The organism is Nonomuraea sp. NPDC049486 (genome assembly GCF_040676925.1).
GTDB classification, from domain to species: domain Bacteria; phylum Actinomycetota; class Actinomycetes; order Streptosporangiales; family Streptosporangiaceae; genus Nonomuraea; species Nonomuraea ferruginea.
Genome location: NZ_JBFAPV010000019.1, coordinates 100,869 through 116,502, shown reverse-complemented (window position 1 = coordinate 116,502; position 15,634 = coordinate 100,869). Strand labels below are relative to the sequence as shown.

Below are 15,634 nucleotides of genomic sequence, written 5' to 3'. Positions count from 1 at the left end.
GTATGAGGCAGGTTCAGCCGGCGCTCGTCGCCTCGGCGCGCTCGCGCAGGAGGGCGCGGAGCGTCTCGGCGTCGGCGTCGACCGCGCCGGCTCCGGCGTTGAGCTTGTAGCCGCGGACGATGTCGTCGAGCAGGCCCGACAGGATGCCGCCGGCCAGGAGTTTCCGGTGGAGTGCGGCGTACTGCTCCTCGTACAGCTTCTTGAAGGCGGGGGTCGCCAGGAAGCGTGCCTTCAGCTTGTGACCGCCCGTCCGCCCGCCGCCGGACGCGTCGCCGCTGTAGGCGAAGTTGAGGTCCCAGGTGACGACCTGGAACCTGCGGGTGCCCAGGTCGTACCAGAGGTAGTAGTTCCTGCCCGGGCCGCTCATGTCGTCGAAGTTGAGCATGAGCTCCTGCAGCGCCACGTAACGGGCGAACGACTCCACCTCCAGGCGTGCGGGCAGCCCGGCCGCGAACTCCTCGTCGGACGCCTCGTCCACCCACCGGATCAGGTTGATCACGGGCTGCAGGTCGGTGCCGCCGACCTTGTTCACCTGTTTGAAGTCGGAGGCGTACCGGGTCTGGTCCTCGCCCTTGTAGGTGAAGGAACCGGTGGCGAGCGACTTGTACAGCACGCCGTCGCCCAGGTTCTCGGCGTAGCCCTCGTCGAGGTACTCCACCACCAGGCGGGGCGCCGAGCTGCGGCCGTTCACGGTGAACGCGCTGTAGGCGAAGCTCTGGGTGGGTTCGCCCGCGGCGCCGACGGTGGAGATGGCGAGCGCCTCGTTGAGCATCGTCGGGGCCCGGCCGGTCACGGGGCGGACGGCGACCTGCGAGTGGCCCTGGTAGCGGCGGCCCTCTGCGAACTCGTCGAAGCTGATCAGCCAGGGCAGGGTCTCCGGCTCCTCCGCCTTCAGCGCGGCGCCGAAGCCGCCCATGCCGCCGCGCCCCCGGCCGCCCTCGCGAGGAGGCTGGAAACCGTCGGGCGGCCGGAAGCCCTCGGGGCGCTCGCCGCCGGGTCTCCCGGCCGGACGGCGGCCGGCGCTCTGCCCCTTCCAGGTGAGCCCCGCCAGCGTCGAGTTGCCCTTGAGCCGGATGCCGACGCTCGGGATCGTGGTGCCGTCGACGGTCAGGTCCGCTTCGACGTACTCCTTCTCGCCGTCCTTGACGTACGCGGTCAGCATGTCCTGGTAGCTCTCGTCGCGGAACGTGAGCGTGATCTCGTGCGCGACGGAGGTGTCGAACAGGTCCTTGGTGCCCGTGACGTCCTGGGTGACGACGGCCGAGACGCCGGACACCGAGACCGCGTACGGGCGGACCGTGCCGCTGCCGAACACCCCCCAGCACACGCCCAGGAAGGCCGCGCAGGCGGCGAGGAGCTTCCCGTTCTGCCGGAGCCTGACCGGCAGCCGGCGCCTGAGCCTCGTCACAGGTCGGTCTGGTCGTAGCCGGTCAGGACGGTGACCGACTGGCCGTGGTTGCGTTCGCGCAGGGCCGCCATCAGGTCGGCCGGCTCGCCACCCTTCTTGATCTTCACCGTGTACATCAGCTCGGTGAGCGCCCCGCCCCTGATCGACTCCATGCTGACCAGCTCGAACTCGTCGGTGTGGCGGATCAGCACGTCCTGGATGGCGTGGGTGTGGTCCTCGTCGGCGGGCACCTGCACCTTCACCACCTGGCGGCGCACGTTCAGCTGGAACCAGTCGAACCGGTGCATCACCACGACGATCAGCGAGATCGTCACCGCGGCGACGACCGCCAGCAGGTAGAAGCGGGTGCCGACGGCCATGCCGACGCCCATCACCAGGAAGATGAACCCGACGTCGCGGGTCTCCTTGATGGCGTTGCGGAACCGGACCACCGACAGGGCGCCGACCAGGGCGAACGCGCGGGCGATGTTCGAGCCGACGACCAGCATGATCAGGGAGATGAGCATGCCGAGGACGACCAGCGTCTGCACGTACGACTGGCTGTAGGAGACGTTGCGGTGCGTCGCCCGGTACACCCAGCCGATCATGGCGCTGAGCACGAACGACAGCGTCATCGCGATGGCGACGTCGGCCACGCTGAACGTGCCCGAGAGGTCCTGGAACGAGAAGTCCATGGGGGTCATGCCTCCGAGAGATCATGATCGGGGACGTGGAAGACGGAGCGCGGGGCCAGCCCGTGCGCCTCGATGCTCTGGCAGTACTTGGAGACCCGCACGACCTGCAGGTTCCGCTTGGCGGTCAGGTCGGTCAGCCAGTACGGGACGCGCTCGTTCGCCTTGACCTCCATGATCGCCTTGTGCGGCGGGACGATGAAGCGGTTCTGCGCGTCGGCGCCGAAGCCGAAGTCGCGGTCGCGGCCCCGCACCCGCCGGTCGAACGTCACCCGCAGCCCGGTGTCGGCGTCCCTGCCCAGGTAGGCGTGGCGGGTGTAGCCGGTCATGGCGGTGGCCCGCAGGTCCAGGCGGCAGACCAGGTCCAGCACCTCTTCGAGGAAGGCGCGCTGGGATGGCTCGTGGGCGATCATCTCGCGGCCGTCGCACAGCCGCAGCGCGTCGAGGTACGGCACGCGTACCCGCCGCTTCTGGGTGACCCGGTTGACCCGCTGCTTGATCTCCACGAACACGGGCGTGTCCCCGGCGGCGGAGAACCGGTCGCCGTAGTGGCGGATGCGCAGCTTGCGGCGGAACCTCAGGCCCTCGATCTTCTCCCAGTAGAACCGGAGGTGCCGGGTGTCGTAGTAGGCGCTCCAGATGGCGTAGCCCTCGTCCGGGCAGTGCCGGTCCCGGTCGAGCCGCCGCTCCAGCTCCGCGCGCAGCTCGTCCACGAGGCCCGCGTCCATCAGGTACTTGATCTCGTACCGGTTGAAAAGGCGCAGCATGCCGATATGTGACCCGACGAACCTGGGAATAGTGTGTGAACCCGCCGTGAGGGTCAGGCGGACGGGAGCAGAACGCGGAAGCGGGTGCCCCGCCCGGAGCTGGAAACCTCGATCCGGCCGCCGTGGGCGCTGACGAGCGCGGCGGCGATGGCCAGCCCCAGGCCGGTGCCGCCCTGGTCACGTGAGCGGTTCGGATCGGCGCGGTAGAACCGGTCGAACACGTACGGCAGGTGCTCCGCGTCGATGCCCGAACCCTCGTCAGCCACCTCCACCAGCGCGGCCTCGGTGCCCGGAGCCGGCCCCGGCCCGGCGTGCACGCCCTCGGGCGGGCCGACACGGGCGTGCCCGACCGTCACCCGCACCGGGGTGCCGGGCGCGGTGTGGGTGAGCGCGTTGCCGACGAGGTTGGCGATGACCTGGTGCAGCCGGTGCTCGTCGCCCCTCACCCGCACCGGCCGGTCGGACAGCGTCAGGCGGACCGGACGGTCGCGGTCGCGGGCGTGCGCGGCGTGCACCACGTCACCTGCCAGCACGTGCAGGTCGGCCGTGGTCAGCTCCAGCGCGGGCTCCTGGTCCAGGCGCGCGAGCAGCAGCAGGTCCTCCACCAGCACGCCCATCCGCTCGGCCTCGCTCCCGATGCGGCGCAGCAGCCGCTCCGCCGCCGGGTCCCTGGGCGCGTCGCCGTGCTGGTAGAGCTCGGCGAAGCCGCGGATGGAGGTGAGCGGCGTGCGCAGCTCGTGCGAGGCGTCGGCGACGAAGTGGCGCAGCCGCCGCTCGGAGCGCTCGCGCTCGCGCAGCGCGCGGGCCAGGCGTTCGAGCATCACGTTGAGCGCCGTGCCGAGCCGGCCCGTCTCGGTGCGCGGGTCGCTGTCGGCGACCCTGCGGTCGATGTCGCCGGCCGCGATGGCCTCGGCCGTACGCTCCATCCGGGTGAGCGGGCGCAGCCCGAGCCGCACCACCGCCAGGGCGGCGGCGGCGAGCAGGCCCAGCACCAGCCCGCCCGCCGCGAGCTGGATGACCAGCAGCTCCCGCACGGTGGAGTCGTCGGACTCCAGCGACATCGACACCGCCGCCCGGTTGCCGTCCGGCAGCGGGACGACGAGCACCCGCCAATCGCCCGTGCCGTCCTCGCCCGGCACGGTGAACGGGCCGCGCGGCGGCCCGGCGACGAGCTCGGCGGGCACGGCCGGGCCGTCCTGGGCGCCGGTGGGCACGTCCTCCAGCAGCGTCCCCGCCGGGCTGTAGATGTCCACGTCGAACCGGGTGGGCACCCGCACCTCGTCAGGGCGCGGCGGCGGCGCGATCGGCGGCGGGCGCCTGCCGACCCGGTCGGCGAACTCGGCGAGCTGGCCGTCCGCCCGCGCCATCAGCGAACGGTCCAGCAGCAGCACCCCGGACACCGCGAAGATCGCCAGCCCGGCGGCGGACAGGCCGACCAGCGCCGCCAGCAACCGGTGCCGCAGCGGCCACGGCCGGTTCACGACCCGTCTCATGACGGGTCCCGCAACCGGTAGCCGACGCCGCGCAGCGTGTGGATCAGCGGCGGGCCGAGCACGTCGATCTTGCGCCGCAGGTAGCTGATGTACGACTCGACGATCCGGCTGTCGCCGTCGAAGTCGTAGTCCCACACGCTTTCGAGGATCTGCCCCTTCGACACCACCCGCTCGGCGTTGACCATCAGGTAGCGGAGCAGGCTGAACTCGGTCGGCGACAGGTGGATGGCCCGGCCCGCCCGCCGCACCTGGTGCGCCTCCTCGTCCAGCTCCAGGTCCGCGTAGCGGAGCACGCCGTCGCCCGCGCGGTCCTCCGGCGGGCGGGCGCGGCGCAGGATCGCCCGGACCCGCAGCACCACCTCCTCCAGGCTGAACGGCTTCGTCACGTAGTCGTCGCCACCCGCGGTGAGCCCGGCGATCCGGTCGGACACCGCGTCCTTGGCGGTCAGGAACAGCACCATCGGGCTCTCGCCGCGCTCCCGCAGCCGCCGGGCGACCGCGAACCCGTCCAGATCGGGGAGCATCACGTCGAGCACCACGATGTCCGGCCTCTCCCGCGCCACCGCGTCCATCGCGCGCCACCCGCTGGACGCGGTGGTCACGGTGAAGCCGTTGAGCAGCAGCGCCTCGGAGAGCAGCTCGCGGATGTTCGGCTCGTCGTCGACGACCAGCACCTTCGCGTCCATGGCCTCCTGGATACCGGCACTGTCTGAGAGTCCGCTGAAAGCCGCGGTCAGTCCTTGCCCGCGGGGCAGAGCGCCGGGTTCGCCGTGGTCCCTTCCGTGTTGAGCAGCACCACCGTGGAGCCCGGCCGCACGCCGAGCGACGCGCGGCGCTCGTCGGAGTCCAGGGCGGCCCGGGCCCCGGCCAGCGAGGCCGCGCCGCACGGTCCCGCGTCGACGCCCAGAGCCAGGAGCTCTCTCGCGGCGCGGGTGCTGTCGGCGTCCCCGACGGCGACGGCCGCGTCCAGGCCGTCACGCAGGTACGGCCAGGCCAGGCTGGACGGGGTGCCGCAGTTGAGCCCCGCCATGATGGTGTCGCCGGTCTCGACGCGCACCGGCCGCCGCTCCAGCAGGCTGGCCAGCACGCACGCGGCGGTCTCCGGCTCCACGGTCATGACGGCGGTGCCGCCCGGCCGGGCCCGGTAGTGGGCGACCGCCGCCTGGGCCAGGGAGCCGACGCCCGCCGGGACCGCCACCAGCCCGGGAGCCTCCCCGAGCTGCTCGTCCAGCTCCGCGAAGAGGGTCGCGTACCCTTCCACGATCCAGCCGGGCGTCTCCTCGTACCCGGCCCAGGCCGTGTCCTGCACGAGCACCGCGCCCGGCTCCCCGGCGGCCGACGCCGCCCGCTGCACCGCCTCGTCGTAGCTGCCGCGCACCTCGGTCACCTCGGCGCCCTCGGCGGCGATGGCCGCCACGGCCTCGGGGTGCACGCCGCCCGGGGTGAACACCCGCGCCCGCTGCCCGAGCAGCCGGGCCATCCGGGCGACGGCCCTGCCGTGGTTGCCGTCGGTGGCGGTGACCAGCGTCAGCGGCCCCTCCCGCCGTTCCAGGATGCGGTGGATCGCCCAGGACGCCCCCAGCGCCTTGAACGCCGGCAGCCCCAGCCGTGACGACTCGTCCTTGACCAGCACCCGCCCCACGCCCAGGTCTCCGGCCAGCGCGGGCAGCTCGGTGAGGGGGGTGGGGGAGTAGCCGGGCAGCTTGGCGTGGAGTTTCCTGGCCTGGTCCGACGGGAGCGCACAGCTCCAGTGGCGGGCGGCGGGATTGGCGTACCAGAACGATGTGAGCACATCTCATGGTCGCGTGATCATCGGCCCGGGTCCAGTCGGCGGATCTTGAGCACGTTGTCGGTGCGGGTGCCGGGGGTGCCGTCGGGCGCGTCCTGGGCGCGCTCGAACTCCTCGCACAGCTCCACCTCCCACTCGCCCTCCGCCAGCTCCAGCGAGTCCAGCACCTCCCGCGCGGACGGTAGGTGCACGTCCGGGTGGTCGTCCTGCCAGGACGGCCACCCGGCGTGGCCGACGATCAGCAGCACACCGCCGGGCGCGACCGCACCGGCTGCCGCGCGCAGGATCCGCTCGCGCGGCAGATCCTGGTACGAGTGCAGGTAGTGCGCCGAGACCAGGTCGTAGGTGCCCGCGGGGAAGGACGCGCCGAAGTCGTGCCGCTGGAAGTCGATCGCATCGGCCACCCCTGCCTCGGCGGCGAACCGGGCCGCGCGCTCCAGCGCCACGCCCGAGATGTCGGCCGCGGTGACGCGCCAGCCCTGACCGGCGAGCCAGATCGCGTCGCCGCCCTCACCGCACCCCAGGTCGAGCGCGGTGCCGGGGGTCAGCGCCGGGACCTCCCTGGAAAGGATCATGTTCGGCCGGCCGCTCCAGACCCGGGTGCTCCCGCTGTAGCGGGCGTCCCACCACTGCTGACCGGACATCTCCTGGTCCGCCGCGTACCTGTTGTGCAGGCGCCGCTTCTGCACGCCTTCGGAGACCCCGCGCTCCGCCTCGGCGGAGAACGGGACGGGACGGGTCTCGGCCGCGTGGCGGGCCTCCTCGGCGATCAGGTCGGCGTTGACCGCACGGGCCGCGCGGACGCCCGCGGCGGCGGCGCCGAGCGCGGTCTCGGTCACGTCGGTGACGCCGCCCGCCGCCCACACCCCCGGCACACCGGTCGCGCCCGTGGCGTCGGCGGCCAGCCGCACGCCGGCCGGGACGCCGGCCACCCGCTGCTCCTCGGTCTCCAGGCCGAGCCCGGCGAGGAAGCCGGCCTGGGCGGATGCGCGCGGGGCGACCACCAGCACCTCGCAGGCGATGACCCGCCCGTCGGCCATGGTGACGCCGGTGAGCGCGTCTCCGGTCACCTCCAGGCCGGTGACCTTCCCGTTGACCAGGGCGATGTCACGGGCGGCCAGCCGCTCGTACTCCTCGCCCGCAGGCTCGGGGGCGGTGTGCAGGAACAGCGTGACGTCCGCGCTCCACTGCCGCCACGTCAGCGCCTGGTGCGCCGCGATCGGGCCGGTGGCGAGCACGGCGACGCGCCGGTCACGCATCTCCCAGCCGTGGCGGTCCGGGCAGTGCACGACGTCCCGCCCCCACCGCCCGGCCAGGCCGGGCACGCCGGGCAGTTCCTCGCTCACCCCGGTGGCCACCAGCAGCCGCCGCGCCACCACCGAGGAACCGCCGGCCAGCGCGACACGGAAGCCGCCGTCCACCCGCCCGACCTCGGTGACCGTCCCGTCGGCGACCTCGCCCCCGTACCGCGCCACCTCTTCCCGCCCCACGCCCGGGATCGCGGGCTCCTCGCGCGACCGGCCCGAGTCCACCACCAGCACCGTCCGCCGCGCCCTGGCCAGCGTGACCGCCCCGCTCAGCCCGGCGACCCCACCGCCGACCACGACCACCTCGTACGTACGACTCATGACACCTCCCCTTCCGGGGAAATGGTCTGCCCGCACCCCACCTGATCGCAAACATCTTTGCCATAACGGCAACCCGTGGGGCCTCAGCCGGTGGTGGCGGGGATGACGCCCTTGTGGTGGAGGTGGTCGCGGGCGGCGGCGATGGCCTCCGGGGTGGTGGCGAACACGCGGCCCTCCTCCGCCAGCCGTTCGATCACGCCCAGCGCGCGCAGCGGCTTGTGGTGCCCGTTCCTGATGCCGGAGACGTACACGGTGATGCCGCGGTGCCGCAGGCGCGCGATGGCGTCGCCGAGGACGAGCGCGCCGCTGGCGTCGATGGTGGTGACGCGGGACATGCGCAGGATCACCACCGACACGTGGGCCACCTCTGACAGCTCCAGCAGGAAGCGGTGCGCGGCGGCGAAGAACAGCGGCCCGTCCAGCCGGTAGGCGACGATGTGCTCGGCCAGCAGGTCGAGCTCCTGGTCGGTGTGGTCGCCGGTCAGGTCGTTGTGGATCGGCATCGCGTCCAGGCGGACGTTGCGCGCGATCGACCGCAGCGCCAGGGCCCCGGCCACGAGCAGGCCGAGGATGACGGCCTGGACCAGGTCGAGCGCCAGCGTGGCGATCGCGGTCAGCACCAGCACCACCGCGTCGCCGCGGGTCGAGCGGACCATCGCCTTGACGGAGCCGACCTCGACCATCCGCACGGCCGTGGCCAGCAGCACCCCGGCCAGCGCGGCCAGCGGGATCTTCGCCACGAGCCCGGCCGCCGTGTAGACGATCACGGCCAGGATGCCGGCGTGCGCCAGGGACGCCAGCCGGGAGGAGGCGCCGGAGCGGACGTTCACCGCCGTGCGGGCGATGGCGCCGGTGGCCGGGACGCCGCCGAACATGGGTGAGACCAGGTTGGCCAGGCCCTGCCCGAACAGCTCGCGGTCCGGGTCGTGCTTGTGGTTGACGCTCATGCCGTCGGCCACCGCCGCCGACAGCAGCGACTCCAGCCCGGCCAGCGCGGCGACCGCGATCGCCGGGGCGATCAGGGACGACAGCGCGGCCGGGTCGATGAAGCCGATCGACGGCGCGGGCAGCCCGGCGGGCAGCTCGCCGATCGTCGCCACCGGCAGGTCCGCCAGCGCGACGGCGACGGTGGCGGCGGCCACGGCCAGCAGCGAGAACGGCACGGTCGGCCGCCAACGGGCACCCACGATCATGATCGCGGCGACGGCCAGCGCGATGCCGACGGCCCACCACTGCGGCCGGGCCGCGAAGTCCCGCACGGCCTCCCAGGCGACGACGACGACCTTCTCGCCCTCCGGCGTGGGCACGCCCAGCGCGGCGGGCACCTGCTGGAGCCCGATCACGCAGGCGATGCCGATGGTGAAGCCCTCGACCACGGGGGCGGGCACCAGCGCCATGTACTTGCCGGCCTTGGCCAGCGCGAGCGCGATGAGCATGAGGCCGGCCAGCACGCCGACGGTCAGCACGCCGGACGCGCCGTGCTGGGCCATGATCGGCACCAGCACCACGGTCATCGCCCCGGTCGGCCCGGACACCTGCAGCCCCGAGCCGCCGAACACGGCCGCCAGCGCGCCGGCGACCACTGCGGTCGCCAGGCCCGCCTCCGCGCCCATGCCGGACGAGATGCCGAAGCCGAGCGCCAGCGGCAGCGCCACGATCGCGACGGTGAGCCCGGCGAGCAGGTCGCGTCGCGGGCGGCGGGTCATCGCGACCAGGTCGGCGCGGGCGGGCAGGAGAGAACGCACCGAGGAGAAGAACTGGTTCACCGGGTCTTGGTCTCCGCCTGCAACAGCTCGCTCAGCAGCTCGTGCTGCCCGGTGAGCAGCTGGGTCAGCAGCTGGCGGGCGGCCCGCAGCAGCTCCGCCACGTCGCCGCCGGCCAGGGAGTAGACGACAGTGGAGCCGTCGCGCTGGGCGGTCACCATGCCGGAGCGGCGCAGCACGGCCAGGTGCTGCGAGAGCCCGGTCGGCTCGACCTCGATGGCGGCCAGCAGGTCGCGCACCGGCATGGGGCGCTCCTGCAGCAGCTCCAGGACGCGGATCCGCACGGGATGACCGAGGAGGCGGAACAGCTCCGCCTTGGCCTCGTAGAGCGGCACCGACCTCACTCGGCCACCGTGCCTTCCGGGCCGAGCTCGATGTCGTGCTCGCGGGCCATCCGCCTCACGTCGTCCCACTCGCCCTCGGCGACGATCAGCGCCTCCGGGTCGTCTTCGGCGCGCGCCGTCTCCAGCGCCGCGTGCGCCTGGCGTGCCCGTTCCCTGATGGCGGCGGCGAAAGGCCCGCTCACATCTCACCCCATATCTACGTCCGACATGAGGAAGGGTACCTCAGCAATTGCGAACATTCGCAATTGAAGTCATTCACTCAAGCCGGGCAGCGCGCCCGTTCAGGTACCGCTGCTGGGGCAGACTGCCGGCGCGGCGCGCCGCCTCCTCGTACGCCTCGCGCGCCGCCTTCCGGTCACCCGCCATCTCCAGCAGGTGGGCGCGGACGGCGTGCGTCCGGTGGTCGCCGGCGATGCGCTCGTCGGCGGCCAGCTCGCCGAGCAGCTCCAGCCCTTCGTGCGGGCCGCGGGCCATGGCGACGGCGACGGTGTGGTTGAGCCTGACGACCGGGGTGTCGGAGACCCGCAGCAGCAGCTCGTACAGGGCCACGATCTGCGGCCAGTCGGTCTCCGCGGCGCTGGGCGCCTCGTCGTGCACGGCGGCAATCGCCGCCTGGAGCTGGTACGGGCCGGTCGGGCCGCGCGGCAGCGCCTCGGAGACCAGCGCGACGCCCTCGGCGACCAGCCCGGCGTCCCACCGGTCGCGGTCCTGCTCGGCCATCGGGACCAGCGCCCCGTCGGGAGAGGTACGGGCCGGGCGGCGGGCGTCGGTGAGCAGCATGAGCGCCAGCAGCCCGGTCACCTCCGGATCGTCCGGCACCAGCCGGCGCACGACGCGGGTCAGCCGGATGGCCTCCGCCGACAGCTCGTCCCGCCGCAGCCGGGGGCCCGACGTGCTCGCGTACCCCTCGTTGAAGATCAGGTAGAGCACGTGCAGCACCGCCCGCAGCCGCTCGGCCCGTTCGGCGGCGGGCGGCAGGCCGAACGGGATGCCGCTCTCCCTGATCTGCCGCTTGGCCCGGGTGATGCGTCTGGTCATGGTCGGCTCCGGCACCAGGAACGCCCGGGCGATCTCCGCCGTGGTCAGGCCGCCCACCGCGCGCAGGGTCAGCGCGATCTGCGAGGCCGGCGACAGCGACGGGTGGCAGCACATGAACAGCAGCACCAGCGTGTCGTCGGCACTCTGCGGCGGCCGGTCGGCCGGCGGGGCCAGCCACTCCTCGGGCAGCCGCCACGCGGCTACGACGTCCTCGCGGCGCCGCCGCGCCTGCTCGGCCCGGAGCAGGTCGGTGAGCCTGCGCGCGGCCACGGTGATCAGCCAGCCGCGCGGACTGTCCGGCACGCCCTCCGCCGGCCACTGCCGGGACGCCGCGAGCAGCGCCTCCTGGACGGCGTCCTCGGCCGTGTCGAAGTGGCCGTAGCGGCGCACGAGCGCGCCGAGGACCTGCGGCGCCAGCTCGCGCAGCAGGTCCTCGACCCCGCCTGGAGTCACTCGATCTCGTCCACCCCGCCGTGGATGGGCCGCACGTCCACATGCCACTCGGAGTCGAGCGCGGCGTAGGGGTACGGCGCGCCGGCCAGCCTCGCGGCGACCTCCGTCGCCCGGTCGAAGCTGTCGCACTCCACGATCGTGTAACCGGCCAGGACCTCCTGCGTCTCGGCGTACGGGCCGTCGGTGACGACCGGTACCCCGTCCTTCAGCCGCACCCGCCGGGTGAGCATCGGGGAGTTCAGCCCCTGGGCGTCGACGAACTCGCCGGACTCGACCAGGTCGCCGTTCCACTTGCCCATGAACGCGTGCAGGGCGCCGATCTCCTCCTGCGTCCAGGCGGGCCTGCCGTCGACGGCCTTGCCGGTGAGCATGTCGTAGTCCCGCTGCGAGCCGTACAGCATGATCATGTACTTCACGGGTTTCTCCTTCTCTCGATGCCTTTCACCGGAGACGTCGGAGCCGCCCGCCCCGTCCGGACACATCCTTCTCGGAAGTTTTACCGGGCGCCAGGGCACTACGTTGGAGGGCATGCGGGTGCACATTCTCGGGCCGGTCGAGGTCGTGGCCGGCGGGGAGCGGGTGCCCGTCGGCGGTGGACGGCTGCGTACGCTGCTGGCCCGGCTCGCGCTCGACGCCGGGCGCACCGTGACGGCGGGGGCGCTCGCCGAGGCGCTGTGGCCCGAAGGGGCGCCGGGCGATCCGGTCAACTCGCTGCACTCGCTGGTGTCCCGGCTGCGGCGGGCGCTGCCCGCCGGGCTGCTGGTGTCGGCGGACGGCGGCTACCGGCTCGACGTCGAGGCGGACGCGGTGGACGCGCGCCGGTTCGAGCGGCTCGCAGGAGAGGGGCGGCGGGCCCTGACCGGCGGCCGGCCGGAGGCGGCGCTGCGGCTGCTGGGGGAGGGGCTCGGGCTGTGGCGGGGCGACCTGCCCGGCGAGGTGCCCGAGCCGGTGCGGCGGCGGCTGGAGGAGCTGCGGCTGGCGGCCCGCGAGGACCACGCGCAGGCGTCGCTCGCCGTCGGACGGTCCGAAGGGCTGGTCGCCGAGCTGGAAGCGCTCGCGGCCGCGCACCCGCTGCGGGAGAGGCTGCGCGGTCTGCTCATCAGGGCCCTGCACGCGGAGGGCAGGCGGGCCGAGGCCCTGTCCGCGTACGAGGACGTCCGCCGGCTCCTGGCCGACGAACTGGGCACCGACCCCGGGCCCGAGCTGCGCGAGATCCACCTGGAGCTGCTGCGCGACGAGCCGCGTCCGCGCTCCGGCAACCTGCCCTCCCCGCTCACGTCCCTGGTGGGACGGGAGGACGACGCGGCGGCGACGGCCGAGGCGCTGCGTGCCGGTCGGCTGGTGACGCTCACGGGGCCGGGCGGCGTCGGCAAGACCCGCCTGGCCATCGAGGTCGCCGGCCACACGCCCACGGCCTGGCTGGTCGAGCTGTCCCCCCTGGGCGAGCCGACGAGCGACCCCACCGCCCCGGAACGCGCACCCACGGCACCTTCCGAGCCCGGCACAGCGGGCTCCCCTGACCTCGCCCGGCCCGCAGCGGGCGGCTCTCCGCCCCACGACGGCTTCCGCGACACCCCCGAGCCCGGCGCGGCCGGCGGCTTCCCGTCCCATGACGTTTCCCATGACACCCCTCAGCCCAGAGAGAGCAGCGCGGCCGGGGGCGCCCCTCGATCCGTGGGGGACCTTGCGGCCGAGAGCTCTCCGTCTCAGGCCCGCGAGGCTCTTCGGTCCCACGGGAGCAGCGCTGCCGGATCCGCTGGTGCTTCGCCTCCACCCGAGCGGGGGCGTGCGGGGCCCTTCCCGGATGCTGGGGAGGGCGGGGTCGTGGTCGCTCTCGCGCGGGTGGCCGGGGTGCGTGAGGGGGCGTTCGGCGGGGGGCGGTTGCTCGATCGGGTGGCCGAGGCGTTGTCGGGGTCGCTGCTGGTGCTCGACGGTTGTGAGCGGGTGGCCGGCGAGGTGGCCAGGGTGGTCACGTACCTGCTGGGCCGCGCGCCGGGGCTGCGCGTGCTCGCCACCAGCCGGGAGCCGCTGGGCGTGCCGGGGGAGACCGTGCTGCAGGTGCCGCCGCTGGAGCCGGAGGCGGCGGCGCGGCTGTTCGCCGAGCGGGCGGCGGCCGCGCGGCCGGGGTTCACGGTGCGCGACCCGGGACTGGTGGACGAGGTGTGCCGGCGGCTGGACGGCCTCCCGCTGGCGATCGAGCTGGCCGCGGCCCGGCTCCGCTCGTTCCCGCTGGACGAGCTGGCGGCCCGGCTGGACGACCGGTTCGCCCTGCTCTCGGGGGTCAGCAGGGCCGCCGAGCCGAGGCACCGTACGCTGCGCGCGGTGGTCGCCTGGACGTGGGACCTGCTGGACGAGGACGAGCGGCGGCTGGCCCGCAGGCTGGCGGCCTTCCCCGGCGGCATCACCGTGGAGAGCGCGGAGGCGGTCGCCGCCGCCCGCCCTGACCTGCTGGCGGCCCTCGCCGACCGGTCGCTGCTGCGGTTCGACGGCGAGCGCTACCGGATGCTGGAGACGATCAGGGAGTACGGGCTGCGCGAGCTGGTCGAGTCCGGGGAGCTCGCCCGGGTGCGCGCCGCGCACGCCGCCTACTTCTCCGGCCTGGCCGCCCGCGCCGAACCGGAGCTGCGCGAGGCCGGGCAGCTCCGGTGGATCACCCGGCTCGCCGCCGAACGCGGCAACCTGCTCGCCGCCCTCCGCTTCGCGCATGAGACCGGCGACGCCGCGGGAGCGCTGCGGCTCTGCGTGGCGCTGGGGGTGTTCTGGCTGGTACGAGGCGACCGGGCGGCCATGGAATCCTGGACGCGCCTGGCCCTGGACACCCCCGGCCGCGCCCCCGCCGAGGCCAGGGCCGTGACGGCCGCCCTCCACCTGCTGGCGTCCACCACCTGGGCGGGCCTGGAAATGGACGCGCGGGACGCCGCCCACGTCCGCCACCTGCTGCCGGAGGAAGCACCCGGCCACCCGGAACCCGGCCTGATTCCGGAGCAGGGGGAGCGGCGTCCCGGAGCCGAGTCCGGGTGGTTTTCGGGGCATCCGCTCGTCGTCCTGGTCGAGCCGGTGCTGGCTGCCGCGTGCGGGGACGAGGCGGCGGCGCTGGACGCGATCGAGCGGCGGCTGTCGCATCCCGACGCCTGGACGAGGGCGATGCTGCGGCTCGTCAGAGCCGTTCTGCGGGGAAATGCGGGCGACGCCGGGGGCATGGGCCACGATCTGGAGGTGGCGGTCGCCGGGTTCCGCGCCGGCGGGGAACGGGCCGGGCTGGCGTGGGCGCTGACGTCGCTGGCCGACGTGCTGACGAACGGGGGCGCGTACGGGGAGGCGGTGGCCGCGCTGGAGGAGGCGGTGCGGCTGCTGCGGGAGCTGGACCCGTCCGACGAGGCCGCGTCCCAGCGGGTGTGGCTGGCCGAGGCCCGGGCCCGCGCGGGCGACACGGCGACCGCCCGCGCCGAGCTCGAAACGCTGGCCGCGCTGCCGGGCGTTCCCGACGGCCTGCCGGTCTACATCCGGGTCACGCTCGGCGACCTGGCCCGCCGAGACGGCGACCTGGCGGGCGCGGAGGCCCATTACGAGCAGGCCGAAGCGCGTCTCCGGCCGTCCGAGGACCCCGTCTTCGCCGTCACGCTCGCGTGCGCGCGGGCCAGACTGGCCATGGAGCGGGACGACCCGGTGCGGGCCGGGGAGCGCTTCGCCCGGGCCTTCGACGCCTGCGCAGGAGAGCCGTCACTGGCCGCCATCACCGCCGCCCACCTGGCACACCTCCTGGCGTTCCAGGGCCGCCGGATCGAGGCGGCTGAGCTGCTCGGCGCCGCCCACGTCCTGATCGGCGCCCTCGAAGCGCTCGACCACGACCTCGTACGCCTCGCCCCCGAACTCCGCGCCGCCCTCGGCGCGCGGCGGTACGAGACCGCCTACGCCCGCGGCCGCACCCCGGACGAGGCGCTCGCGCTGATCAGCGCCAGGGTGGAGGAGCTGATCCGTGTCCCGCGCGCGGCGGAAGCCTCCGACGACCCAGGCGGGCGCCCGGCCCCCTAGGGAGTGCCTGACAATTCGGTGTGGCGGACGCGGGCTTCGACGAGCAGATGCAGCTTGGTGGTCAGTCCGCTGCGGGATCGTCCGAGCGCCTGCCGGTTTTGCGATTGCTTCGTATCGATCGTCCCGCCGTCGTCCCCCTTTTGCGGGCTCCGGCCGCGTGTTGATGGGCGCAGCCGCCACAAAATGCCGTCGACCACCTGCCGGTGATCGCGCCAGGGACAACCCGGCCATCGGTCACCGGCAGCAAC

13 protein-coding genes are annotated in these 15,634 nt (G+C 74.0%); 1 reads left to right on the top strand and 12 read right to left on the bottom strand.

All coding sequences use genetic code 11. The features are described from left to right. Positions 1-13 precede the first annotated feature (13 nt). The 12 genes from AB0K05_RS38805 to AB0K05_RS38750 form a co-directional block, all read right to left on the bottom strand. Positions 14-1,408, bottom strand: coding sequence for a CotH kinase family protein (locus AB0K05_RS38805; protein WP_364236136.1), 1,395 nt, complete (start codon positions 1,406-1,408; stop codon positions 14-16). Further along, on the bottom strand, positions 1,405-2,091 hold the full coding sequence (locus AB0K05_RS38800) for a DUF4956 domain-containing protein (protein WP_246640289.1): 687 nt from the start codon (positions 2,089-2,091) through the stop codon (positions 1,405-1,407). Before AB0K05_RS38800 ends, AB0K05_RS38805 begins: the two co-directional genes overlap by 4 nt. Further along, positions 2,088-2,846 (bottom strand): polyphosphate polymerase domain-containing protein, encoded by a 759-nt coding sequence (locus tag AB0K05_RS38795; RefSeq protein WP_364236134.1) that lies wholly within the window; start codon positions 2,844-2,846, stop codon positions 2,088-2,090. Before AB0K05_RS38795 ends, AB0K05_RS38800 begins: the two co-directional genes overlap by 4 nt. Positions 2,847-2,899: 53 nt before the next feature. Further along, the gene (locus AB0K05_RS38790; RefSeq protein WP_364236131.1) at positions 2,900-4,339 is read right to left on the bottom strand and encodes an ATP-binding protein; all 1,440 of its coding nucleotides are present in this window, start codon (positions 4,337-4,339) and stop codon (positions 2,900-2,902) included. Next, positions 4,336-5,025 (bottom strand): response regulator transcription factor, encoded by a 690-nt coding sequence (locus AB0K05_RS38785; RefSeq protein WP_219546311.1) that lies wholly within the window; start codon positions 5,023-5,025, stop codon positions 4,336-4,338. Before AB0K05_RS38785 ends, AB0K05_RS38790 begins: the two co-directional genes overlap by 4 nt. A gap of 47 nt (positions 5,026-5,072) precedes the next feature. Continuing rightward, positions 5,073-6,131 carry a pyridoxal-phosphate dependent enzyme gene (locus tag AB0K05_RS38780; RefSeq protein ID WP_364236127.1) on the bottom strand — a complete coding sequence of 353 codons (1,059 nt, stop codon included), beginning with the start codon at positions 6,129-6,131 and terminating at the stop codon, positions 5,073-5,075. 17 nt (positions 6,132-6,148) lie between these two features. Beyond that, complete coding sequence (locus AB0K05_RS38775) at positions 6,149-7,756, bottom strand: FAD-dependent oxidoreductase (protein WP_364236125.1); 1,608 nt, start codon at positions 7,754-7,756, stop codon at positions 6,149-6,151. Positions 7,757-7,839: 83 nt separating this feature from the next. Beyond that, a complete protein-coding gene (locus tag AB0K05_RS38770; RefSeq protein WP_364236199.1) occupies positions 7,840-9,462 on the bottom strand; it encodes a SulP family inorganic anion transporter in 1,623 nt (540 codons plus the stop codon). Positions 9,463-9,518: 56 nt separating this feature from the next. Continuing rightward, positions 9,519-9,863 carry a metalloregulator ArsR/SmtB family transcription factor gene (locus AB0K05_RS38765; RefSeq protein ID WP_148031654.1) on the bottom strand — a complete coding sequence of 115 codons (345 nt, stop codon included), beginning with the start codon at positions 9,861-9,863 and terminating at the stop codon, positions 9,519-9,521. Continuing rightward, complete coding sequence (locus AB0K05_RS38760) at positions 9,860-10,045, bottom strand: hypothetical protein (RefSeq protein WP_148031653.1); 186 nt, start codon at positions 10,043-10,045, stop codon at positions 9,860-9,862. Before AB0K05_RS38760 ends, AB0K05_RS38765 begins: the two co-directional genes overlap by 4 nt. 73 nt (positions 10,046-10,118) lie before the next feature. Continuing rightward, complete coding sequence (locus AB0K05_RS38755) at positions 10,119-11,354, bottom strand: sigma-70 family RNA polymerase sigma factor (protein ID WP_364236121.1); 1,236 nt, start codon at positions 11,352-11,354, stop codon at positions 10,119-10,121. Continuing rightward, positions 11,351-11,761, bottom strand: coding sequence for a YciI family protein (locus AB0K05_RS38750; RefSeq protein ID WP_246640304.1), 411 nt, complete (start codon positions 11,759-11,761; stop codon positions 11,351-11,353). The genes AB0K05_RS38755 and AB0K05_RS38750 overlap by 4 nt, the downstream gene beginning before the upstream one ends. Before the next feature lie 121 nt (positions 11,762-11,882). On the opposite strand from AB0K05_RS38750, the gene AB0K05_RS38745 reads away from it, so the two are divergent. Next, positions 11,883-15,386: a BTAD domain-containing putative transcriptional regulator gene (locus AB0K05_RS38745; protein ID WP_364236119.1), complete on the top strand. Its 3,504-nt coding sequence runs from the start codon at positions 11,883-11,885 to the stop codon at positions 15,384-15,386. The last annotated feature ends 248 nt before the right edge of the window (positions 15,387-15,634 follow it).